The organism is Spongiibacter sp. IMCC21906, assembly GCF_001010805.1.
In the GTDB taxonomy this organism is placed as follows: Bacteria; Pseudomonadota; Gammaproteobacteria; order Pseudomonadales; family Spongiibacteraceae; genus Spongiibacter.
On sequence record NZ_CP011477.1, the window covers coordinates 3,216,486 to 3,233,983 of the forward strand.

The following is a 17,498-nucleotide window of genomic DNA, read 5'->3' on the forward strand; positions in this document are numbered from 1 at the left end:
TATGCACCTGAGCCATAGCCACCTCATCACTCGCACTCGCATTATCCAATGCCTCGCCCTGGCATTATTGCTCAGCAGCTGTCATATCACGTCGGCGCAAACCACGATTGACGGCGATGGGGTCAGCGTCACCGGCAGTGTGATTGGCGACGATGTGCTCTACACCATTGGCGGCGGCCGGGCGGTTTCCATGGGCAGCGCCGGCAATATGCAAAGCCTCGGTGTCGGCGTGGGCTGGAACAGCAATCTGATCTGTGGGGACATGAGCATCACCACCACCCTTCACAACCAACTTAACGGCATCACCAACGGCTTTCAGAGCATCATGAGCAATGTGATTCAGAATGCGACAGCCGCGGTGGCCTCACTACCCGCCCTGATCATTCAGCGCGCCGACCCGGGTCTCTACAACCTATTGACCAACGGTATCTTGCAGGCGCGGCTGGATTTTGACCGCTCAAAAATGACCTGCCGGGCTATTGCCAACCGCATGGCTGACACAGCGGGCGGCCAACTGGGATGGGATCAACTGGCCGAAGGTATGGCCCTGAAAGAGGCCGTCGCCGACAACGATGCGGTCGCCGCCATTGAAGAAGCGGAAGCCAACCGCGGCAACGGCGGCGTCCCTTGGGTGGGCGGCGACAATGCGGGGGGCAATAGCCAGGCACCGATCCGCATGATCGGCGATGTCACCCGCGCCGGTTACAACCTGTTGAACAGCCGGGCGGTTGACGACACCTCCAACATTGATCCCACGACCTGCGCCGACCAGTTGGGCTGCAGGGCCTGGCCGTCTCCCGAGGCAGCCGCCGACTGGGCCGTCCGCGTACTGGGTGAACGGGAGCAGCGCACCTGCGACAGCTGCACCAAGACGCGCACCACCCCCGGTGTCGGCCTGACGCCACTGATCCAGGAGGAATACGACGAGAAACTGCTCTCTCTGCAGGATCTGGTGACGGGGCGCTCATCCACCACCATCGACAACCTGGAAGCCGCCGGCAGCCGCTCCCTGCCCATTACCCGGGCGGTGATCGAGGCGCTGCGGGATGAGCCCGATCAGGACATCCTGGGACGCCGCCTGGCATCGGATATCGCGCTGTCCAGCATCCTGGAAAAAGCCCTGCTGTTGCAACGCACCCTACTGGCGGGGATGAAAGAACCCAATGTTGCCTCAAACGAACTGGCCATCGCGGCGGTGGACAAGGAGCTTACGACTCTGGAGCAGGCTATCAACAATCTCAAAACCGAACTGGAGCTGCGCCGCACCCTGGCGGGTAATTCCCCATTGGCCATCATCCAGCGCAACCGCGTGCGCGGTGCCAACTCCAGTGGCATTTATGACGGTGAGACCATCCGCGACCGGCTGCGCGAGGCGGAGAAACCGGACAACTCACCATGACCTCGCCGCCACATTCATCGCCAATCCGCCGTTACTGCCGCCGACTGGCCTGGGCAGGTTTCTGGATGGTGCTACTGGTCACGACAGCCTTCTTGGCCTCCTGGGCGGGCATTCAGGCCGTCGGCAGCCAAACGGCCTGGCATCTTTGGCTCAAATCCCACGCTGGAGGCGTTCTAGTATGGCGACTCGGCCTCTATGGCGCCATCGGTTACGGCTGGTGGCGACTACGCCCCCGCTTACTGCGGCGGGAACCCTCGGCCCGCGCCCGCTTGTTGAGAGTGGAAATCGCCACGGGCACCGCCCTGCTCCTAATGGAAGCCAACACTTGGCTATACAGGTCGTAAAAGGGGAGCCTGCCCGGTGACGCTCTATACTTCGGACTACTTGGAATACTATCTGACGCTGGTGGGCTGGATCGTCAGTAACGGCATCTGGCACGTGCTGGTAGCCAGTGGCGTATTCGCCCTGCCGTTTCTTGCCATCATCATTCAGGAGTGGCTGCGCGCCCGCGCCGAGGGTGCCGACGAAGGCAACAAAGGTGTACTGTCCTCGCTGCGTATCGAAAACCGGGTATGGGTCGCCATTGTGGTGATTCTGTTTGCGGGTATTCCGTTTATCCAACTGGACCTGAGTACACTGGCATTCGACCGCTCCCGCTCTATCCAGTGCCAGATCGATGTGCCCCTGCCCAGCGAGACGGACTGGGCCACCAGCTTTACCACCCTCAACGACCAGAGCGCCCAAGTACCGGTCTGGTGGTTCTTCATGCACAGTCTCTCGAAGGCCATCACCGGCGCGGCGGTGGCGACCATCCCCTGCGGGACCGACCTGCGCCAGATCCGCATGGACATCGACAGCACCCGCATCGACGACCCGGTGCTGGCCCAGGAGGTGGCCGACTTCACCCACGATTGCTATGGCCCTTCACGGGCAAAGCTGTTCATGAACCGGCCAACTCTCGGTAAGGATGAGATGAACGATATCAACTGGATCGGTTCCAGCTATTTCCTCGAGACGCCTGGCTTCTACGACACCTACCACTCCACCCTCCCCCGACCGGACTGGCCCTATGACACAGTCCGGGACGCCGGATTTCCGGAAGTGGTCAGCGGTGGCGGCTACCCCACCTGCCGACAGTGGTGGTCCGACAGCCCCCAGGGGCTGCGAACGCAGTTGCTGGAGCAGGTGGATCCCGATCTACTGGATCGCATCGGTGAATGGGCGGGGTTCCTGACCCAGGGCCAGATCAATGACTCGGTGATACGCGCCATCGCCTCCCCGCGTCAACAAAAGATGAACCAGGGCGCCGTCTACACCGACTACGGCGGCCAGATCGAGATGACGCTCCCCAACATCGTGGCCCGCGGTGCCGCCGACGTGGGGCTGACTGTCGGCTCGCTGGGCTTTTTCCCCGCCATGGATATCGTGCGCCAGGCCTTGCCCATGGTGCTGTCGTTCCTGAAAATGGCCATGGCCATCTGCATTCCGCTGATACTGGTGGTGGGCACCTACGACCTGAAATCCGTGGTCATCGTCAGCTGTGTGCAGTTCGCACTGTTCTTCGTGGCTTTCTGGTTCCAGCTCGCACGCTGGCTCGACTCGACCATACTCGATGCCCTCTACGGCTGGGGGCTGGGCGCAGACCGACCCCACACCAACTTCAACCTGCTGATGGGATTGAACAATGCGTTCGGGGATATGTTGTTGAACTTTGTGATGGCGACGCTGTTCTTCATTCTCCCAGCATTCTGGCTCAGTGCCTTAACCTGGGTTGGGATTCGTGCTGGAGGGATCGCTCAGAATCTCGTGAACGGAACAAAAGACGCTCAATCCGCAGGGGCAAGAGGTAGTGACGCTCTACTGAAAAGTGCTAAGTAAGTTGCATTCGAACATCAATATTCATCGTCGGGATCGTGAGGGTCTATTCGAGAGCCGTCCGGGTGATAAAGCCCAAACCCTAATAAGCCATCGCACCATTCCGGCTCATTTTCATTGCTGATTTCTGTATTTCTCATAACCCAAGCAGTGACAATGAAAAACACCAGCACCAAAGCCAGCCAGAAAGCGACGTACAGCAGAATACCCAACACGATAAGCTTGAAAGCCCAGAGCATCGCCTTGGCGAGACCAGTTGGCCAACCGTGTTTCACAAACCACTCAATGGCTCGCCGATCCTGACGCACAACTCCACGCCACGCACGGCCAACCTTACAGCCAGCCCGATGAGCCCACCTTTCGGTATGTGCATTAGTTGCCATCGTTCTGCCTCGCTTTTCAGTTCTGCGTCAACTCATAACCACGCCATCATTCCATCAACTCGCTGAGTGAAACGCTCTTCGTCTATGACCCGCCGCATACTGTTTCAGTTCATGCCACAGGATTTTGACGCAAGTCACGGCAGGGCATCCTCAATACTGCCAAGGATCTACCACTTGGATACCGCAATCGGCGAAATCCTTGACGTTTCGTGTCGCCAGACCGGCGCCACGGGATTTGGCCACCGCGGCAATCATGGCGTCAAACTGGCTGATCGGCTTACCCGCCGTTTTACGGAAGGCGGCAATTTCCGCATAGGCTGCCGCAGCATCACTGTCAAACCCCAGCACCTGCCCGGCCATGTCGGAGACAAAAATAGCCTGAACAGCATCCAACAACGCAGCTTTACGCTGGCCATTCGGTAGCACGCGAACACCATATAGCACCTCCGCCTGGGTGATTGTGGTGGTAAACAACGCCGCGCGAGGTTGCGCCTCCAACCACGCCAGGGCGCGCGCGTCCGGACTTGGACGCAATGTTTCGGACAACACGTTTGTGTCCAGGATAATCACGCATCCAACTCCGGTGGCGTGCGGATCGCCTCCCGGGCGGGCAGCTCCAGCTCAATGCCTTCCGTAGGTGCAATGCGCTCCCGGATCGCCTTCACCAGGGAAGCGCCCCGTACCGGTTCAGACGACAATGCCGCCCGAAGAATGTCCCGAGCCTCATCTTCCATCGACCGTCCGTGTGAAGCGGCTTGCACACGCAATCGAGTCTTGAGCTCGTCTTCAATATTACGAATAGTCATTGTAGCCATGGCTCTCCTCCATTAGTCAATGACTGCATATTAGTCATTGACTAACAGAAATTCAATACCCTCCCAAAGACATCCTCAGCACATGCGTACCGTCGCAACCCCAAACGGCATTAAGGGCTGAAAAGGCTGGCACAACGGAAGGGTGATCAAGGGGAAAGGCCCTACCTGTAAAAGGCGAAAAGGCTCTCCCGCCAATCATCCTCGCCCAACAGAGAAATATTCTCCTGGCGTTTAAGAATGCCCAAAATCGCTATGCCACAACGATGCGAAACCCTGTCGCTTTTGGGATGGACCGAAAACGGAGGTAATCCGCACCAACGCCATTTCCCATTCTCCATAGCCGCCACGCGCCCGATGCCGTATACCCGGATGTCACCTTTATCCGGCCCCGTATCTGATAGCGCCATGTTTACACTGCTTCGATCCAAAATTGGCAAAAGGCCACCACCCTCATCCACTCCGGGCACAGAGGAAGTCACAGGCCTGTTCCCTCCGCGGAGCGCCGCCTCCCTGCTGGGAGAGCCCCATCGCCAGAAACTGCTGGAACGCATCTGGCAGCTCACCGCCGTCTCCAGACAGCAATACGCCACGCTCTACCGGGCCCCGCTGGAGCGATACGCCCAATGGGTACAGGCTTTTCCAGCCTCGGAAAGCCACCACCACGCCTACCCTGGCGGGATGCTGGATCACGGACTGGAGATAGTCATCTACGCCTTAAAGCTGAGGCAATCCCACCTCCTGCCGCCGGGCGCGCCGCCGGAAACCCAGGCCGCCCAGGCCGATGCCTGGACAGCCGGTCTCGCCTACGCGGCGCTGCTGCACGATATCGGCAAGGTCGCTGTGGATCTACATGTCGAGTACCGGGACGGCACAGTGTGGCATCCCTGGCACGGCCCCTTGTCCGCCCCATACCGCTTCCGTTACCAACCGAACCGCGAATACCGCCTGCACAGCGCCGCCTCCGGACTGCTGTACACCCAACTGCTCAGCCGCGATATTCTCGACTGGCTGTGTGCCTACCCGGAACTGTGGTCCGCACTGCTCTATATGCTGGCGGGCAAATACGAACACGCCGGGATACTGGGTGAACTGGTCACCAAAGCCGATCAGGCATCGGTTGCCCAGGCCCTCGGCGGCAACCCCGCCAAAGCACTGGCTGCGCCCAAACAGGCGTTGCAACGCAAACTTTTGGAGGGGCTGCGCTATCTGGTCAGGGAGGCCTTCAAACTAAACCAGCCCCAGGCCTCGGATGGGTGGCTGACCCAGGAGGCCTTGTGGCTGGTGAGCAAAACCGTCTCCGACAAGCTGCGGGCACACCTGTTGTCTCAGGGACTGGAAGGGATCCCGGAAAAAAATACAGTGCTGTTCGACGTGCTGCAGGATCATGGCATTATCCAACCCAATGGCGAGGGCAAAGCCATTTGGCGGGCCACCGTCACCGGCGACAATGGCTGGGTCAACACCTTCACCTTCCTCAAATTGTCACCCTCACTCATCTGGGAAGCGGGCGACAGACCGGCACCGTTTAGCGGCACCGTACAGATTGAACAGGACGCTCAGAACGACACGCATGCCGAAGTGTCACCAGAGACAACGCCACGACAAGCGCCCGCCCAGCCCAAGAAAAGTGATGCCCCTGCCGAAAGGGCTCAGACCGACGATATCGACGCATTAATGGATCTGCTATCCAGCCCCAAGCGGGGTGAGCCAACAGGTGGCGCCGGAAAAGGGACCGCAGCCGAAGCTGAAAACACCGGTTCAGGAGTAACAACACCTTCCTCCCAAAAACCAACAGTAACCGACTCACCTATCACCCACCCTCCGCCACAGGAACCGTCAGGCGAGCATTTCACAGAGTGGCTGAGAACCAGCATGCTGAGCCGAAAACTGATCATCAATGACGCCAAGGCCCTGGTACATACCGTTGAGGATACCTTTTGCCTGATCAGCCCGGGAATATTCCAACGCTACGCGCAGGAGCATCCTGAAATCTCTCCCCTCGCCAAACAGGATCAAATCAAGGACTGGCAATGGATTCAAAAACGCTTCGAACGCCTGCAACTGCACCGCAAACAGCCGAATGGCCTGAACATCTGGACGTTCAACGTCACTGGCCCGAGGAAATCGCGGAAAGTACACGGGTATCTAATGGCGGATCCTGCCGTCTTAATGAATGAGACTCCACCAAATAACCCGTACCTTTCCCTGATCGAACTTCAGGGAAATGACAAAGCAGACCAGAACGGGACGCATGCCTAGGACGACCCCACCGGCACTGCTGGACGAAGATTTACCGTCGGTTGCTCCACTGCGGTTTCGGTCTGCTCAATGCTGGATAGTTGTCCATCTTCCAGCTTCAACAACCGGTCACCAAGATGGAAGTAGCGGTCGTCGTGGGAGATCACCAGCACCGCCTTGCCCTGCGCTTTCAGCTCGGGTAACAACTCCCGGTAAAACACCTCTTTGAAGACAGGATCCTGATCTGCCGCCCATTCGTCGAACACCAGAAACGGGCGGTCCTTCAGGCAAGCCCCCGCGAAGCTCGAAGGGCAGCGTGAAGGTCATCAGATAGTACGGCACGACAACGGTGATGGCGTTGAAGGCCGACCACTGCCCGGTCTCGGGGAGGCACCAGAGCGCGTCCGATATCGCTCAAAGAGAGAGTGGAGAGTTCCATGTCACTCTCCCCACAGGATGCGCATCCGCGACACCAACCGTTGATTCGCCTTTCGGTATCGTGCTGTGTGACCTCAAGCAGCTGCGTATAGACGGAGGCAGTCTTGCAGCATTCATGCCCCATCTCCTTCTGAATGGCCCGCAGGTTGATCCCGGGTTCCACCAGGTGGGCGCCGTTTGATCAGGCGCTCAATTTCCTGGAGAGTGAGGATGTCGGGCAACATTTTTTCTTCGGCTGCTTGACGATATCTACCCAGGTCCAGTCTTTCTTGAGCATATGCTGGTAGAAGAACTGCAGGCCCTTACGATCCACCTCGACGGTGAACCAAGGGTGGGTATCGACCAAGGGTGAGAAATGCGTTTCGAGCTGATCCTAGGGCAGAGTATCCGGAAAGGTGTACCAAAATTCGGTCCCCCGCCGTACGGCCCGCCGGTGCGTAGGAATCAATTGTCCGATCAGCTTTGCCTCGCCGTCGCAACGCGCTAAAATGTTTGCGGTACAGTGATTGGAGTGTCTTTTGCTGTACCGCATTCATGGTAATTCCTCCTGCTATCGCGCCGGGGAGTAGCACGTGGAGGAATTATTCGCTCATTGGAGGGACTCGATGAAGGTCTCTTACTGCGCAGCGGCTTCGTTCAACAACGTGAGGAAATGTACCGGCTTGCCGCAAGGAGCAAAAACAATACAACCAAACAGGCATATCAGGGTGAAAACATGGAACTTCGCCACCTGCGCTATTTTCTTGCATTGGCGGAAGAGCTTCACTTCGCCCGGGCTGCAGGGCGTTTGCATATTGAACAATCTCCCCTCTCCCGCACCATCAAGGAGCTTGAGGATGAGCTCAATGTCTTGTTGTTCCAGCGGAGTCGCCGTGGAACTCAATTGACATGGGCTGGCCAAGTCTTCCTAGAAGATGTTCAACGGATCTTTACCGTCTTGGAACAGGCCCGCAATAACGTCAAAGCAGCCGCCACCGGCTATCGTGGCGCTCTGCGAATTGTGCTTTCCGATGGCATCGTCCAGCCCCGCTTGGCGTCGCTGCTCGCCCTTTGCAGGGAAGAGGAACCCGATGTGGAAATCCGCTTGTTCGAGCGATCTCTGACCCAACAAATCAAGGGACTGCAAAGCGATATTTTTGACGTCGGTTTTGCCCACACAGACAACGTCGAAAAATGTATTTTGGTTGATGCTGTTTGGACCGATACTCTCGTCGCTGTTATTCCCTCCCGACACCCATTGTTGTCTTTCACCCATGTGCCGCTGGACGCCCTGCTGCGCTATCCGTTGGTGCTCTGTCATCCTGACATCTGCGAGGGGTGTAGTCGGCAAATCGATCAGATACTCAGGAGTGTGAAGACAGAACCCATCGTCGCCGAGCATGCCACGTCGCTCGACTTGATGCTGACTCTGGTCGCCGCTGGTTATGGACTCGGCTTTGCCACGGAGTCCCAGCTCAAGGTGTACCGACATCCGGATGTGGTCCCCCGACCACTCGATATGGAGATGGCCACACTGTCCACTTATCTACTGCGCCCAAATACCGAACCGTCTGAACAACTTGAACGGTTTCTACAACGGGTCAGTCGCAGTGATCGATCTCCCGGGGAACTCACTATGGAAGAAGACTAACGCTATGGACTGGATTTGACCCTGTTGTCCAGTTGCGCTTCCGTAGCCTCTATAAGCACTCCTGCACGACAGCCCAATGCATTTGCGATTTTTAAAATCAAAGCGAGTGTCGGCATATGTTCGCCGCGCTCGATCTTACCCAGATGAGAACGCTCAATGCCTGCAAGATGAGCGAGCTTTTCCTGAGCTATGCCCAAATCGACCCTGGCTTCCCGCACAGCCGCACCAAACGCCAGAGCAGGCTCGGCATCATAAGTCGTGGATCCTACGGGGCGCCCCCGCTGTATTGAACGCTTCTGCATCTGCAAAAGCATCCATTATGGACTTTGCTTAAACCACGTTAAATTTAACTCATTACTGATAAGATAGGCGGAAAATTGTGCAATCGCCATTTCAGCAAATATGGATACTGTCACCTCAGACAAACTGCGCGTCCTGCTATCCCATGGGCTGTCGCATCCTCAACTGGCGACTTTGCTCGCCCGGCAGAGGGCCGAAGAACCACGCGTCAAAGTTCAGCTCAGTGAGTCGGATCCGTCACTAACATCTCGGCAGTTCAGCAATGGGCAATATGATATCGGGATATCCCGATCAGCCATTATTGATGAACAATGGGATGCCGTGCCGCTTTGGCGAGAGCCCTGGGTGGTCGCCACATCAATCCACTCTCCATTGAGGCAAAGCCTTTCAGTTACCATGGATCAGTTGATAGATTGCCCCTTCATCCATTGGGATCCGGTGCTTTGTTATGAAAACTACCGGGAGTTGAATGCTATCCTCGAGTCATTGGGTAACCCTCAGCCCGCGGGCACCCGAGTTGTCCGAACCTTTGATATGATGATGACCTTGGTTGCTTCGGGGCAGGGTGTCACGATCACACCAGCGTCCAAAGTAAAACGATATCTCCCGTGGGGAGTGATTGGTCGCTTCCTGGCCGATGTTCCACTCACGACCACGGTGTGCCTCATTCAACGATCTCGAATAGACACTACGAGCGCCTGGTGGCGATTCAGCCAGAGGGCGTTGTCCATCGATTGGGAGACTAACTGCAAGCTCGCATCAATATAGCCCGGACTATTATGTCCAAGCGCTCACATATCAGTGCGCTTGCACTACCTTTTGGCTATGGTATCTGCCCAGCCACTTAAGAAAAACCGAAGCCATGTGATTTTGAGTACACTAACGAGTACATATTTAAAATAATAAAATTTTTTATTATTTTAAATCAAGTAGTTATTTATATATTTCAAGTCCTCTCCTGGGCACCATTCTTATATTTTTCAAGGCTCTACGGCTCTACCCCATTAACGATAGGATGGTCTCCTCCTCGCTCCAATCTGCATAGCGATGTGCGAATATTGGAGACTTACTTTGTCTAACCGAGTAGGGAGAAGCCATCATGAAACTTAAAACACTCGCAATAGATTTGGCAAAAAATACGTTCTACCTTGTGGGCTTTGATCTGGACAATCAGCCCGTGTGGCGCAAGAAGCAAAGCCGCCGACAGCTAGAAATCTTTATTGCCAAACAAGAACCCCACCTTATTGTCATGGAAGCCTGCGCCAGCGCGCATCATTGGGCCCGCCGATTCAGCCAGCTTGGTCATCAGGTCAAACTATTACCGCCTCAGCATGTTAAAGCTTATCTTCGCGGGCAGAAGAATGACTATAACGATGCCCAAGCCATCGGCGAAGCATCTCTTCATGGCGTCACACGAAGCGTGCCAGTCAAAACGGTTGAGCAACAAGACAAGCAGGCCTTTCACCGTATCCGTCGTCAGCTCATGGGTGAACAGACGCGAATCATCAATCAGTTGCGGGGGTTATTGGGCGAGTACGGCATCATCATTGATACCGGTATTCACCAAGCAAACAAAGCGATCCCCCTTATCCTTGAGGATGCTGAGAATGGTCTGACGCCAAAGTTACGTGAGTTAGTATACCGGCAGTACCAGCGCTATCTCGTACTCAGAGAGGAGCTGGCATGGTATGAGCAACAGCTTGAGCAGGTGGCGAAAACCGATCCCGATGTTAAGCGCTTACAAGATGTGCCGGGATTCGGCCCCGTGAACGCTAATGTCCTGTGTAGTTGGCTAGGCGACGGCACTCAATTCAGTCGTGCTAGAGACGCCTCCGCAGCGCTGGGGGTCGTCCCGAGGCAGCATACGACCGGTGGGCATGACCGTTTATATGGCATTACGAAGCGGGGTGATAGTTATGTTCGCAGCATGGTCGTACATGGCGCTCGAGCAGTGGTCAGCCGTGCCAAAGGAAAAACAGATGCTCTGAGCCACTGGATAAATCAACTGGTAGCAAGGAGAGGCTTCAACAAAGCCGCTATTGCGTTGACCAATAAAATGATTCGCATTGCTTGGGTGTTAGTTACCCGAGGCGAGCGCTATAAACCCGCTCTGAGTATGTAAGCAGACAAAACAGAAAAGAAAAATCAGTAAGGGGTAAGTACTTCCCCCCAAGGTTGCGTAGGTAAAAGCAGAGATAGCAGCACAGGTGAGACCGGCATACTGTAAACCTGAATCCCCCGTTGACCCGATTCCTGAATCGATTAGGTCGTATTAACGTATAGGGCAGTGTGCGCGGATATTTATCGAGGCCAGAAGCTCAGCTTCAATAATAGGCCGGATATACGACAGCAAACCTGGTTCTGTTACCCGCTATTACCTTGCAAAAGAGGAGGAGACCATATACGGGGGATGGCACTCATCTCACTCTGTCAATTACACCGTCCCATCCACAATGGGCCAGCACACGTAATCGATAATTCTCAACCTTTCCAAAACAATACACTCCCGTAATCACTTAGGGCGTCGTCATTATGCTTTCTCATTACGGCCAAACGCACCGAACTACAAGGGCCGTAGTTTTTGTTATTTGATGCGTCTGACTTCAGGCGAGTATACGGCGCTAGCGACCCAAAAACTCTACAGCGTTGTCGTGTAGGATTCTTTGCAATGTCTTATCTCGCAGGCCGAGTTCGCTAAGTTCATCTGCACAGCGTTTCAGATCAAAGCCGTTGGAGCCAATCATAATTTTATTGCGAAGCTGTCGATCCATCGCGCGGATAAGCTCGGGATCCAGTGTCTTGGGGAAATACGCAGAAATATCGCCATATACGTTCGGGTGACGCCACAACATGGAAATGAACTCTGCCGTCCAGGGCCAGCCAGTGTGGGACAGGTTGATTTTCAGGGTGGGAAACTCAATAGCGACATCGTCCACCAGCATCGGCCGACCCACATTGCTCGGCAGCGGCTCGGCAGAGTGCCCGACCTGCAAACCCACTGGCACTCCCAGTTCTACGCACTTAGCATAAAGGGGGTAGCAGCGGCGGTCATTGGGCGCTATACCAAACGTAATCGGGTGGAAGTAAACATAGGTAAAGCCCTGCTCCCGCACGCAACGTTCGATAACGGCTAAACTTTCGCTGATACGAAATGGATTGTAGCTGGCACCGCCGATAAAACGATCAGGATCGGCCTTCACCGCCTGCGCCACCACATCTTCTGACAAATCCATAATCAGTTGATGATGCGAGTAGTAGGACCACATTTTCATGCAGGTTAAAACAACAGTTTCCGCGCCGGTGCGTGCCATGTCTTTGTAAGCGCGATCCAGGTCTAGCGTGGGATCGGGTTCGGTGGGCGGATTCTCTACGTCCACCACCCGGCCCCATTGGGTGGTGATCTGGCCATCTTTGAGCAGAGGTCGCAGCGTGGTGCGGACCATGGTTTGAAACTCTTCGTATTGGAATTCGGGACCCGACAGCCCCGGCGCCACGAATGGCGCGTAGTTCATCACATCGATGATTCCCATAAACGATTGCCTCCTAAATGTCAGTTGTTAGGGAAACTTGATCAGCACTCCATTTATCGTAAAAATCATTGATTCGCTGCATCGCAAGAACGTGATACCCAGCAATTCGTTTTCTATTCATAGCTTTTGACAATAGTGGTTTGAAAGCACTCCCTTATCAACATGAGAGTGCTCATGAACCACCATACCGTCACCACAACAGAATTCACGCGGCACTATAAATATTGTGTATAAAAACCCCCTTCTCCTTAATGGGAAAGAGACTAAAACGCTAACCAGACACGGCGGGGTTTCTCAGTTCTCTTATACCTGCACTTGTACGACGTTTAAGCATTTTCGCTAGCGAATTTGCATCGGCGTATCCGAGCAACCCCGCTATTCCTCAGTCACGCAATAGCGCCGCCGCGCCCATCAAGCCCAAGTTTTCCCTAACAATAACTTTTATAGGCACCTCAGCAAGATAGGCTTCAAAACGGCCTTTTGCTTCAAAACGCTGGCGGAAATTGCTGTCACGCAAGAACCCCAGTAGCTGAGGTACGATACCACCGGCAATATACACTCCACCTTTGGCGCCTAGCGTAAGTGCTAAATTTCCTGCCGTCGCACCGAGTATGTCGCAAAACATCGACAAGGCCTCCTTAGCCACCCCATCCGCACCGTTAAGCGCAGCCCGAGTCACTTGTTCAGGCGTTTTGCAATCGGCGTTAACCCCAGCGATTTTGGATAGCGCCATGTATAACGCATAAATCCCCCGACCGGATAAAAGCCGTTCGACGGACACACGCTGATATTGTTGCTGCAGATAACGCAGAACCGCTATTTCTTGTTCATTTACCGGGGCAAAATCCACATGCCCGCCTTCACCCTCGACCACAAGATAGCCTTGCTCTGTAGAAACGAGACTGCAAACCCCCAAGCCCGTTCCCGGCCCCAGTACAGCTATCGGCCTGTTTGCACACCCCTTCTTGCCACCAATTTGCTGCCAATCATTCAGCCCTAAGAAAGGAATAGCGTGGCCCACTGCGGCAAAGTCATTGAGCAAGCTGACGCGACCTCCCCCTAAGAGCTCAGATAAGCTTTTACGGGAAAATCGCCAAGGGCTATTGGTAAAACGAATGACAGCTTCATCAACGGGGCAGGCTACGGCAAAACAAGCACGCTCAGGGAGGGGCAACCACTCAGATATCTCAGTAACGTCAGATAAAAACCGCGTTAAGACCTGGTCAAAATTAGCGTAGTCTGCCACCGAATAACGGCGAATGCCGTGCAGCCCGCCTGTTGTGGCATCATGAATACCGAAGCGTGCATTGGTACCGCCAATATCAGCCACCATACTCCATGGTTTTAACCCCATTCGTCACGTGCTCTTTATGACCAAAGACCAGCTTACGTTATCGAAGTCCTGCCGCTATCGCTAGCAGAAATCGATAAGCATAAACTTAACGGTTAGGAAAAATAACTCGGAATTCGGTACCTTTGCCTGACTCTCCACCAACCTCTATACGGCCACCGTGACGATCAATGATTTTTTTACAAATGGCCAAACCAATACCTGTGCCTTCAAATTCTTCCCTGTTATTTAGTCGCTCAAAAACACCAAATATCTTGCTGCGACAACGGGGATCAATACCAATGCCATTGTCCCTGACGTACAAGCCTATTTCGTTTTCCGCCACATCGTCCAAGCGACCAATGCTTATCTGTGGTGACTGACTTCTGGCGCTAAACTTGACGGCATTGCTGATTAAATTGGACATTAGCTGCTGAAATTGCGGGGCAATCAGCATCGCCTGCCCCAATGGACTTTTATTCACGTCAGTACCAATTTCAGCAATACGAACTGACAAATCGCTCAGAACATTGTCGACAATTTCGTCCATATTGGTATCGCTAAACTGCTCATTATTACTACCAACAACCGTATAAGAGCGCAGATCATCAATCAGTATCGTCATTCTACTGGCGGCACTGGTGACAAAATTGATCATCTGGGATTCTTGCTCGCTTGTACGACCTGCAAGGCTGTTATCAAGCAGCTCGCCCATTGAGGTAATGGTACGCAGTGGCTCTTTTAAATCATGGGACGCAATGTAGGTGAAATGCTGTAATGCCTCGTTGCTCTCAGCCAGCTCATGATTGCGCCGCTCCAGCTCCGCTTTGACGCGATTTAACTCATCAATCTCCGCGGTGCGTTCTTCCACTAAATTTTGGAGTTTATGCGAAAGGACCTCAAGCTCCTGCTTCTGAGCCAAATTCCGCTCAGACTCCTCCTGTAAACGTACATTTACTTTGCGCAGAGTTTCATTGCTAGGCAAAGCCAGCGCCTTGGGCACCAAAGGCCAAACCAAAATTGCTGTGCCTACCGAAGCGACTGCTGTAATCAGCTTGATTGAGCCACTTAACCAGTAAGCGCCATACCAGACGTTGTATATGTTAACTAAATGAGTCAAGCCACAGGCAAAGATGAATACCCCAAACAGGAGAAACATATAATTAAAATGCAGGTCATCGCGCTTCTTTACCAGATAAACCAATGCAATTGGAATAGTAAAATACGATAGGGTAATTAAGACATCGCTAATAACATGTAGCGCGACCAGCTTGTCATTCCACAGATAACAATGCCCATGGGGGGGCATTTTATTACCCCACAGTGCATTCCAAAAACCGTCCATCCACTCGTCTCTTTTAACTACCGCAGTTCAATATTATTACTGTTCTGTCGGTTTAATCAGTAAATCTTACGTCACATTTAATCACCGTCGTGAATTTAAATGTTAAACCTCACCATGGCAATCAAACAACTTCCCTATGTCAGCTTTATTCAAGCTATTCATTTAACGGTGGGCGAGCTCGACTTTCCGGCCAGCGTTGGGGCTGCCGTTTAAAATCTGTCAGGTCATACCCCATATCAGCAATTTTCTTTTTATAGTGCTGATAATCCGAGTCGGTCATATTCGGGGATCGAGACATCAGCCACACATAGTCTCGGGCGGTTCTGGCGACAATAACTGTTTGATAATCCTTCGAAAGATAAGCGATGCGATATTCAGCGTTAAACGGCCATAGAAATTGCATTTCCCAAAGGGCGTTATTAGAGCCTTCAACCACAGTTGCGGTTGGGTGATAGGTTTTAAGCTCACCATCAAAACTGCCTTCCCTGAAGCGGTACGTTGTGTGAATCTGGCCATCCTCGTCCAGTCGGTACCGTTCTATTCCATTGTAAGCATCCTTCTCTGGATACAGGGGAATAAAACCAATTACATGCCATGCGCCCATAAAGCGTTGAAGATCGACGCTCTCTACCGCCGGTAACGGAGGCTGACTCTGCCCCACCGAACAGGCAATGCTGACAACACAAGCGATGACAAGTAATATTTTCTGGAACATAGCGCCCCCACGTAAAAACCTAAATAAGGTTTTATACGCACATTCAGCCAGTTCAGAGCAACCTATCGTTTAGCGATAATCCAAACGGCGTGAATAATCCCCGGGAAATACCCCAACAGCGTGAGCAAAATATTTAACCAAAACGCGCCGCCGAACCCGACCTGAAGAAAAACGCCTAAAGGGGGTAATAAAATAGCCACTAAAACTCTTATTAAATCCATATTAAAGTCCTCTCTTATTTACATTCCATTTCTGTTCTACGCGCTTTTACGCGTATCCAAGCAAACTGAAGCCAGCGCTGCACTTGGCGGTCAATCACGTCAACGGCAAGCAATCGAGACTCTCTTAACAATCCATGCCAAGGAGATTCAGGCTGTCCGGCGTAGCGCGCCTGACTTGAGCCCGGGCTTGGCCTTTTGAGTATAGCGTATGTGCAAGCCCCCAAAAGGCCCGCGCCTAACACTGTGGACGGTTTTACCAGCTGATGCCGTCCCTTCGCCATGTATAGGCGTCTAAGCTGGCGATTCTGCTTTGCCAGTTGGTATCGTCGTCGTTGCACATTCAAAAATTGCTGCTGGAGATTTTGCTCAGAACTCGTCATTCGCCGCCTCCTTCACTGCAGGCATGCTCAACTGACCGATACTTCGTAACAAAAGCCGCCAACTGCCCCATGTCACAAGCAGGGTTAAGATGCAGCAAACAGCAATACCTACCTCATTAGGAACACCAAAGTGAATGGCCGTTGAGAGCAGTCCTGCCAACATCAACAGCCACGCGGTGACACCCATCAGCACCATGACCAAACCGCAAACCACCACTTTCACTAAAGCCAGCAACCATATTTGTGCTCGCAGCTGCCCGGCCTCAAAGAAAAGTAGAAGCTGATCCATATGCCCAGAAGCCAACCCACTCAGACCTTCTGGCACTTGGTTGCCAGAATCCTCAGTTTTAGCATTGGCAACTTGGTCATTTTGCTCTGGAGATGACATTTTTATGTCCTAAACAAAAAGGGGAGTTATTTCCTGAATAAAAAGGCCACAACTGCGCCGACCAAAAATGCCAAGCCTATTGTCTTCAACGGATTAGTTCGCGTGTAATCGCTAACCGCGCTACTCACCTCATCCGAACGGTTCTTTGCTGAATTGGCCAATTGCTCAGCCTGCTTACGTAACTCATCCGCCAGGTTATGGAGCTTTTCTTCTCCACTACCTGCCATAGTCGCTGCACGGTTCACCGCGTCATGGGCCCTCTGCGCAGCTCGGTCCACTTTGTCATGTGCTCCTGCTGTGGCTTGTTCATCTACATAAGAGTTTGATGATTCTTGTGCCATAAGACCTTCTCCTTTTAACGTTTCCAAAAAAGTACCTTAACAATTACGATGGCAAGCTCGCAGGTAAAGTTCAGTTTTAATATTTAAAAAATCAAACTTAATCACCCACCTGTTAACAACCCCGGTTAACAATGGGTTTAGCGGTTTTTCCTTCATTCTCCCCCTGCTTT

Annotated in this window: 19 protein-coding genes; 7 read left to right on the forward strand and 12 right to left on the reverse strand. The window is 53.4% G+C overall.

The window, feature by feature from the left end; translation table 11 throughout:
- Nucleotide 1: 1 nt before the first annotated feature.
- The 3 genes from IMCC21906_RS14880 to IMCC21906_RS14890 are packed head-to-tail and all read left to right on the forward strand — an operon-like array spanning nucleotide 2 to nucleotide 3,277.
- Nucleotides 2-1,399: an integrating conjugative element protein gene (locus IMCC21906_RS14880; RefSeq protein ID WP_047012818.1), complete on the forward strand. Its 1,398-nt coding sequence runs from the start codon at nucleotides 2-4 to the stop codon at nucleotides 1,397-1,399.
- Nucleotides 1,396-1,743: a hypothetical protein gene (locus IMCC21906_RS14885; RefSeq protein WP_156166061.1), complete on the forward strand. Its 348-nt coding sequence runs from the start codon at nucleotides 1,396-1,398 to the stop codon at nucleotides 1,741-1,743. Before IMCC21906_RS14880 ends, IMCC21906_RS14885 begins: the two co-directional genes overlap by 4 nt.
- A 16-nt stretch (nucleotides 1,744-1,759) precedes the next feature.
- Nucleotides 1,760-3,277 (forward strand): conjugal transfer protein TraG N-terminal domain-containing protein, encoded by a 1,518-nt coding sequence (locus IMCC21906_RS14890; protein WP_047012819.1) that lies wholly within the window; start codon nucleotides 1,760-1,762, stop codon nucleotides 3,275-3,277.
- Between the two features lie 14 nt (nucleotides 3,278-3,291).
- On the opposite strand, the gene IMCC21906_RS14895 is transcribed toward IMCC21906_RS14890, so the two are convergent.
- The 3 genes from IMCC21906_RS14895 to IMCC21906_RS14905 all read right to left on the reverse strand — a co-directional run bounded on the left by IMCC21906_RS14895 (nucleotide 3,292) and on the right by IMCC21906_RS14905 (nucleotide 4,472).
- Nucleotides 3,292-3,657, reverse strand: coding sequence for a DUF3742 family protein (locus IMCC21906_RS14895; RefSeq protein WP_047012820.1), 366 nt, complete (start codon nucleotides 3,655-3,657; stop codon nucleotides 3,292-3,294).
- Nucleotides 3,658-3,807: 150 nt separating this feature from the next.
- Nucleotides 3,808-4,227, reverse strand: coding sequence for a type II toxin-antitoxin system VapC family toxin (locus IMCC21906_RS14900; protein WP_047012821.1), 420 nt, complete (start codon nucleotides 4,225-4,227; stop codon nucleotides 3,808-3,810).
- On the reverse strand, nucleotides 4,224-4,472 hold the full coding sequence (locus IMCC21906_RS14905; protein ID WP_047012822.1) for a plasmid stabilization protein: 249 nt from the start codon (nucleotides 4,470-4,472) through the stop codon (nucleotides 4,224-4,226). The genes IMCC21906_RS14900 and IMCC21906_RS14905 overlap by 4 nt, the downstream gene beginning before the upstream one ends.
- Nucleotides 4,473-4,877: 405 nt before the next feature.
- On the opposite strand from IMCC21906_RS14905, the gene mobH reads away from it, so the two are divergent.
- Entirely contained in the window at nucleotides 4,878-6,731 is a 1,854-nt protein-coding gene (gene mobH / locus IMCC21906_RS14915; protein ID WP_047012824.1) for a MobH family relaxase, read from the forward strand.
- Here mobH and IMCC21906_RS14920 read toward each other — a convergent pair.
- On the reverse strand, nucleotides 6,728-6,976 hold the full coding sequence (locus IMCC21906_RS14920) for a hypothetical protein (RefSeq protein ID WP_047012825.1): 249 nt from the start codon (nucleotides 6,974-6,976) through the stop codon (nucleotides 6,728-6,730). The genes mobH and IMCC21906_RS14920 overlap by 4 nt on opposite strands.
- A 764-nt stretch (nucleotides 6,977-7,740) precedes the next feature.
- Between IMCC21906_RS14920 and IMCC21906_RS14930 the strand changes: the two genes are divergently transcribed.
- Nucleotides 7,741-8,778, forward strand: a complete 1,038-nt coding sequence (locus IMCC21906_RS14930; protein WP_231580287.1) for a LysR family transcriptional regulator — start codon at nucleotides 7,741-7,743, stop codon at nucleotides 8,776-8,778.
- A 2-nt stretch (nucleotides 8,779-8,780) separates the two neighbouring features.
- Here IMCC21906_RS14930 and IMCC21906_RS14935 read toward each other — a convergent pair whose 3' ends face one another.
- The gene (locus tag IMCC21906_RS14935; protein WP_047013478.1) at nucleotides 8,781-9,080 is read right to left on the reverse strand and encodes a helix-turn-helix domain-containing protein; all 300 of its coding nucleotides are present in this window, start codon (nucleotides 9,078-9,080) and stop codon (nucleotides 8,781-8,783) included.
- Nucleotides 9,081-9,180: 100 nt separating this feature from the next.
- Between IMCC21906_RS14935 and IMCC21906_RS14940 the strand changes: the two genes are divergently transcribed.
- Both IMCC21906_RS14940 and IMCC21906_RS14945 read left to right on the forward strand, forming a co-directional pair.
- Complete coding sequence (locus tag IMCC21906_RS14940; RefSeq protein WP_047012827.1) at nucleotides 9,181-9,846, forward strand: LysR family substrate-binding domain-containing protein; 666 nt, start codon at nucleotides 9,181-9,183, stop codon at nucleotides 9,844-9,846.
- A gap of 331 nt (nucleotides 9,847-10,177) precedes the next feature.
- Nucleotides 10,178-11,200 carry an IS110 family transposase gene (locus IMCC21906_RS14945; RefSeq protein ID WP_231580288.1) on the forward strand — a complete coding sequence of 341 codons (1,023 nt, stop codon included), beginning with the start codon at nucleotides 10,178-10,180 and terminating at the stop codon, nucleotides 11,198-11,200.
- Nucleotides 11,201-11,699: 499 nt separating this feature from the next.
- Here IMCC21906_RS14945 and IMCC21906_RS14950 read toward each other — a convergent pair whose 3' ends face one another.
- The 7 genes from IMCC21906_RS14950 to IMCC21906_RS14985 all read right to left on the reverse strand — a co-directional run bounded on the left by IMCC21906_RS14950 (nucleotide 11,700) and on the right by IMCC21906_RS14985 (nucleotide 17,328).
- On the reverse strand, nucleotides 11,700-12,608 hold the full coding sequence (locus tag IMCC21906_RS14950; RefSeq protein ID WP_047012828.1) for an amidohydrolase family protein: 909 nt from the start codon (nucleotides 12,606-12,608) through the stop codon (nucleotides 11,700-11,702).
- Between the two features lie 382 nt (nucleotides 12,609-12,990).
- Nucleotides 12,991-13,962 (reverse strand): glucokinase, encoded by a 972-nt coding sequence (gene glk, locus IMCC21906_RS14955; protein WP_047012829.1) that lies wholly within the window; start codon nucleotides 13,960-13,962, stop codon nucleotides 12,991-12,993.
- 85 nt (nucleotides 13,963-14,047) lie between these two features.
- Nucleotides 14,048-15,283: an ATP-binding protein gene (locus IMCC21906_RS14960; protein WP_047012830.1), complete on the reverse strand. Its 1,236-nt coding sequence runs from the start codon at nucleotides 15,281-15,283 to the stop codon at nucleotides 14,048-14,050.
- A gap of 154 nt (nucleotides 15,284-15,437) precedes the next feature.
- Complete coding sequence (locus IMCC21906_RS14965; protein WP_047012831.1) at nucleotides 15,438-15,998, reverse strand: lipocalin family protein; 561 nt, start codon at nucleotides 15,996-15,998, stop codon at nucleotides 15,438-15,440.
- Nucleotides 15,999-16,060: 62 nt separating this feature from the next.
- Nucleotides 16,061-16,219 carry a YqaE/Pmp3 family membrane protein gene (locus IMCC21906_RS16725; RefSeq protein WP_047012832.1) on the reverse strand — a complete coding sequence of 53 codons (159 nt, stop codon included), beginning with the start codon at nucleotides 16,217-16,219 and terminating at the stop codon, nucleotides 16,061-16,063.
- Between the two features lie 366 nt (nucleotides 16,220-16,585).
- Nucleotides 16,586-16,987, reverse strand: coding sequence for a hypothetical protein (locus IMCC21906_RS14980; RefSeq protein ID WP_047012834.1), 402 nt, complete (start codon nucleotides 16,985-16,987; stop codon nucleotides 16,586-16,588).
- 26 nt (nucleotides 16,988-17,013) lie between these two features.
- Nucleotides 17,014-17,328: a DUF883 family protein gene (locus tag IMCC21906_RS14985; RefSeq protein ID WP_047012835.1), complete on the reverse strand. Its 315-nt coding sequence runs from the start codon at nucleotides 17,326-17,328 to the stop codon at nucleotides 17,014-17,016.
- Nucleotides 17,329-17,498: the final 170 nt, after the last annotated feature.

Bases quoted from the DNA above. Each gene is read 5' to 3' on its own strand.
- IMCC21906_RS14880 (WP_047012818.1), top strand. From the start codon at position 2: ATGCACCTGAGCCATAGCCACCTCATCACTCGCACTCGCATTATCCAA.
- IMCC21906_RS14885 (WP_156166061.1), top strand. From the start codon at position 1,396: ATGACCTCGCCGCCACATTCATCGCCAATCCGCCGTTACTGCCGCCGA.
- IMCC21906_RS14895 (WP_047012820.1), bottom strand. From the start codon at position 3,657: ATGGCAACTAATGCACATACCGAAAGGTGGGCTCATCGGGCTGGCTGT.
- IMCC21906_RS14905 (WP_047012822.1), bottom strand. From the start codon at position 4,472: ATGGCTACAATGACTATTCGTAATATTGAAGACGAGCTCAAGACTCGA.
- mobH (WP_047012824.1), top strand. From the start codon at position 4,878: ATGTTTACACTGCTTCGATCCAAAATTGGCAAAAGGCCACCACCCTCA.
- IMCC21906_RS14935 (WP_047013478.1), bottom strand. From the start codon at position 9,080: ATGCAGAAGCGTTCAATACAGCGGGGGCGCCCCGTAGGATCCACGACT.
- IMCC21906_RS14940 (WP_047012827.1), top strand. From the start codon at position 9,181: ATGGATACTGTCACCTCAGACAAACTGCGCGTCCTGCTATCCCATGGG.
- IMCC21906_RS14945 (WP_231580288.1), top strand. From the start codon at position 10,178: ATGAAACTTAAAACACTCGCAATAGATTTGGCAAAAAATACGTTCTAC.
- IMCC21906_RS14950 (WP_047012828.1), bottom strand. From the start codon at position 12,608: ATGGGAATCATCGATGTGATGAACTACGCGCCATTCGTGGCGCCGGGG.
- glk (WP_047012829.1), bottom strand. From the start codon at position 13,962: ATGGGGTTAAAACCATGGAGTATGGTGGCTGATATTGGCGGTACCAAT.
- IMCC21906_RS14960 (WP_047012830.1), bottom strand. From the start codon at position 15,283: ATGGACGGTTTTTGGAATGCACTGTGGGGTAATAAAATGCCCCCCCAT.
- IMCC21906_RS14965 (WP_047012831.1), bottom strand. From the start codon at position 15,998: ATGTTCCAGAAAATATTACTTGTCATCGCTTGTGTTGTCAGCATTGCC.
- IMCC21906_RS16725 (WP_047012832.1), bottom strand. From the start codon at position 16,219: ATGGATTTAATAAGAGTTTTAGTGGCTATTTTATTACCCCCTTTAGGC.
- IMCC21906_RS14980 (WP_047012834.1), bottom strand. From the start codon at position 16,987: ATGTCATCTCCAGAGCAAAATGACCAAGTTGCCAATGCTAAAACTGAG.
- IMCC21906_RS14985 (WP_047012835.1), bottom strand. From the start codon at position 17,328: ATGGCACAAGAATCATCAAACTCTTATGTAGATGAACAAGCCACAGCA.